Genomic DNA, 2239 nt, shown 5'->3' with positions numbered 1-2239 from the left:
GGGATAGTTTGGTAGTCGGATACCTACTATTTTACCGATAAATGAGGGAGGGGCAAGTGTTTTTTGTCTTTTCCTTGATAGAACAACGGTTATAGACCTTTAAGAACAAAAAAATTTGACAGTAACCGAAGTACTTGAGGAGGAAAACAAATGAAACCTGATGTATCTGTCAAACAGCAATTCCCATTTTCAATTGATAAAGTATGGGCATCCTTAATTCGCTCAGAAACTCTAGAAAAATGGATATGGCCGAATGACTTTAAACCAGTGATTGGACATGATTTTCAGTTTCGAGGTGAACCTAATGAGTGGTGGGACGGCATTGTCAACTGTAAAGTGCTTGAGATCAGTGAACCTCATAAGTTATCTTACACCTGGCATAGCGCTGGAGAAGAAACTACAGTGGTGTGGACATTGGAAAAGGTGGAAGAGAATCAGACTTTGCTGACATTAAATCAAAGTGGATTCAGTGAGGAAACAAAAAATACAAAAGGTGCTATTGAAGGTGCAATTTATAGCTGGAAAGCATTCTGCATGAACTTGGACAACGTACTGAATGAAAGGTATGGAGAAGGCCATGGGTAAATTAGACGATGTCTAGAATGTTTTTAAAAAAAAGCCAATTAAATTTATAGAGTCATATAAAGCGAAAGAGCAGATTTATACTTTTGTGTTCGAAAAACCTGAAGATTTGAACTGGAAGGCAGGCCAGCATGGTCTTTATGATATTACGCATAAGAAGATAAAAAATAAGACCCGCCCATTTAGTATTCCTACTGCACCTCACGAAAATACTATTCATATCACTACTAGAATAGGGAAGGAGCTCAGTGAGTTCAAGCAGGCACTTCTTGAGCTGAAACCTGGTATGAGTATGCGTCTTACTGGACCGGTAGGGTCATTCTACCTGAAATAATCTGTTCCTAGTCTTCTAATAGCTGGTGGAATAGGGATTACTCCTTTCAGATCGATGCTGAAGCAGTTAGAAGTTGAACGACAGATATCAACACCTATCGAGCTATTGTATATAAGTCGATCGAAGAACTTTTTATTTAAAGATGACCTTGATCAACTTAAAAACCTTGATAATCTGACCGTAAGATTTATCGATTCAGATGAACGATTGATTAAGGAACTGGATAAATTTATTGACCAGTATAAAAATGAAGCAAACTATTTCATTACTGGACCTACTTCTTTTGTAAAAGACGTCTCTCTTCACCTAAAAGATAGTAAGATCAAGAAGAAGCAACTCAAAACAGATGATTTCTATGGCTACAAAAACTAATAGTAAAATTGCCAAATAATAGTGAAAATGGACCAATATCACACACGTTAGCCAGAGACAGGATAAATTACTAAGACCAGCTTATAATGTAAGTGATGTACATTTAAAGTAGTTAATTCTAGAGAAAAGAAGTATAATCCTAAAGAAAATAAAAGATTGAGAACAGGAGAATTTTTATAATCGGGCAGAATATAATGGAAGAATTTGAAAAACAGAAGACTTTTGACGGAGACAGAGTGAAGTTAAGACCGATCGGGCTGGATGATGTCGATGATCTTTATGAGTTCACTTCTGATGAAGAAGCAACGAGGTATCTCTACACCCCTCACAAAGATAAGGAACAGACCAGCCGCTTAGTGTCGACCTATTATCTTAAAGAGCCCGTCGGGAAGTATGCCATTGAGCATAAAGAATCGGGTAAAATGATCGGCACGATAGAGTTCAGAGTAGATGACTATACAATGAATGGCGAACTGGGGTACACGATGCATAGGAGCTTCTGGGGACAGGGCTATATGTCCGAGGCAATCAAGCTCATATTCGACTTTGCTTTTTCCACGCTAGGTCTAGCTCGAGTATTTGCTGAATATGATTATCGAAATGATAACTCTGGACGATTGCTTGATCGACTTGGAATGAAACGAGAAGGGCATTTGAGGCAGAATCATATTGTCAGAGGTGCGTTGACTGACAGTATACACTGTTCTATTCTTAAAGGAGAGTACGTGAGTAAAGCGGCAGAAAAGTGAATTTTTTAAATACAAAGAGGGCGAATCGTCGTCCTCTTTTTTGTTTGTGCGCCCGGCATGGGCGACAACTTGGTAGTGAAAGTCCACTACAGACTTGGCAGTAGGAACTGTTAGCGAAAGTCAAGGGTGTCCGCCGTGAGGCGGAATCTGAAGGAAGACGGACGCAAATGCTTGCACTGACGAACAGAAACTTCATACAAAG

General features: G+C 39.1%; 4 protein-coding genes. All 4 read left to right on the top strand.

Annotated features, from left to right (window positions below; translation table 11 throughout):
- Positions 1–150: 150 nt before the first annotated feature.
- A complete protein-coding gene (locus ACYQ2O_RS11875) occupies positions 151–585 on the top strand; it encodes an SRPBCC family protein (RefSeq protein WP_346025173.1) in 435 nt (144 codons plus the stop codon).
- Between the two features lie 37 nt (positions 586–622).
- On the top strand, positions 623–916 hold the full coding sequence (locus ACYQ2O_RS11870; protein ID WP_346025178.1) for an FAD-binding oxidoreductase: 294 nt from the start codon (positions 623–625) through the stop codon (positions 914–916).
- Positions 917–934: 18 nt separating this feature from the next.
- Positions 935–1288 (top strand): ferredoxin reductase domain-containing protein, encoded by a 354-nt coding sequence (locus ACYQ2O_RS11865; protein WP_346025177.1) that lies wholly within the window; start codon positions 935–937, stop codon positions 1286–1288.
- 194 nt (positions 1289–1482) lie between these two features.
- The gene (locus tag ACYQ2O_RS11860) at positions 1483–2037 is read left to right on the top strand and encodes a GNAT family N-acetyltransferase (protein ID WP_346025172.1); all 555 of its coding nucleotides are present in this window, start codon (positions 1483–1485) and stop codon (positions 2035–2037) included.
- Positions 2038–2239 lie beyond the last annotated feature (202 nt).

It is taken from the genome of Alkalibacterium sp. m-11, from assembly GCF_054658155.1.
Note: the sequence above shows the minus strand (reverse complement) of the source record. Positions and strands in the feature narration are given on the sequence as shown.

Bases quoted from the DNA above. Each gene is read 5' to 3' on its own strand.
- ACYQ2O_RS11875 (WP_346025173.1), top strand. From the start codon at position 151: ATGAAACCTGATGTATCTGTCAAACAGCAATTCCCATTTTCAATTGAT.
- ACYQ2O_RS11860 (WP_346025172.1), top strand. From the start codon at position 1,483: ATGGAAGAATTTGAAAAACAGAAGACTTTTGACGGAGACAGAGTGAAG.